Annotated in this window: 1 protein-coding gene; it reads left to right on the plus strand. The window is 70.0% G+C overall.

Annotated elements, in window-relative coordinates; genetic code table 11:
- The first annotated feature begins 141 nt into the window (after positions 1-141).
- Positions 142-1,569, plus strand: coding sequence for an IS1182 family transposase (locus ACWDA7_RS52605; protein ID WP_450615292.1), 1,428 nt, complete (start codon positions 142-144; stop codon positions 1,567-1,569).
- Positions 1,570-1,719 lie beyond the last annotated feature (150 nt).

Raw genomic sequence — 1,719 nt, forward strand, 5'->3', positions numbered from 1 at the left:
CTAGGAGCGTGTCTCAGTAACGGGCAACCCGCCTGTGGTTCGTGATCATTCGTGCGGGATGATTTCGGTATGCGTGGTGGGGATGGGCTGTTCGAGGTCGAGCCGGTCGAGGCGAAGCGGCGGCAGGGCCGTCCGGCGGCGGTGGACAAGACGTTCCGGGCGTTCGACCCGCACCAGGTGCTGCTGCTGCCGCCGTCGCTGGACGACTGGCTGCCCGAGGACCACCTGGCCCGCTTCGTCGCAGACCTGGTCGACGAGGTACTCGACCTCTCCCCGATCCTGGCCGACTACACCGAGAAGCGCGGCTACCCGCCCTACGATCCCCGGCTGATGGTGCGCCTGCTGATCTACGGCTACACCACCGGTATCCGCTCCTCCCGGGCGATCGAGCGCAAATGCGCCGACGACGTGGCGTTTCGGTTCCTGGCCGCCGACCAGGCTCCGGACTTTCGCTCGATCGCTCGGTTCCGCCGCCGCCACCTGGGCGCCCTGGCCGACCTGTTCACTCAGTCGCTGCACCTCGCCATGAAGCTCGGCATGGTCAAGATGGGCCGCGTCGCCCTGGACGGCACCAAGCTCGAAGCCAACGCCTCCAAGCACAAGGCGATGAGCTACGGCCGTCTGGTCGACAAGGAGGAGCGAATCGAGGCCGAGATCGCCGCGTTGGAGGCCAAAGCCACCGCCCTGCTCGCCGACGCCGAGGCCACCGACACCGCCGAAGACGCCGTCCTCGGCCCCGACGGCAAGGACACCGACCTGCCCGCCGAACTCGACCGCCGCGAGAAGCGCCTCGCCAGACTGCAGGCCGCCCGCGCCCAGATCGAGGCCGAGGCCGCCGACAAGGCCCGCCGCCACGCCGAGAACATCGAGCGCGGCCGCCAGCAGCGCAACGGCACCGCCGACGAGCAGGCCGTCACCGACGCCGGGGAGAAGGCCGCCGCCAAGGCCCGTCCGAAGCCGAAGGCCCAGGCCAACTTCACCGACCCCGACTCGCGGATCATGAAGAACAGCGACGGCGCCTACATCCAGGCATACAACGCCCAAGCCGTCGTCGACGAGGCCCACCAGGTCATCACCGCCGCCGACGTCACGACCAACGCCTCCGACGCGCTGAACTACACCACCATGCTGGAGCAGTCCGCGCAGAACACCGGTACCCACCCCAAGCAGGCCCTCGTCGACGCCGGCTACTGCTCCGAGACCAACCTCGAAGCCGCCCGGGACCGCCAACTCGCCTGCGGAACCGACACATTCATGGCCACCGGCCGCCTCGCCCACGACGAGCAGGTCCCACCCGCACCGCGCGGACGCATCCCCAAGGACGCGAGCTTGAAGGAACGCATGGCCCGCAAGCTGCGGACCAAACCCGGGCGGGCCGCCTACAGCCGCCGCAAGGCCATCGTCGAACCCGTCTTCGGACAGATCATGACCTGCCACAACGGCCGCCAGCTCCTCCTGCGCGGCGAGGACGGCGCCCGCGGCGAGTGGCGCCTGCTGGCCGCCTGCCACAACCTCCGCAAGATCTTCGGGCACGCAGGGACGGCAGGGATAGCCGCCCTGGCCTGCTGACCAGCCGGATCCCCGCCCACGTGACGACCCCGGTCGGCCGGACACCCGCCCGGCCCGCCAGAACCCCGCAAGCCCGCACGGGGCCGCCGCAACCGCCCCCCTGGGTCGCAGCAACAGAGCCGCTTGCTCGTTACTAACCCACGCTCCTAG

This window comes from Streptomyces sp. NPDC001156 (genome assembly GCF_053598275.1).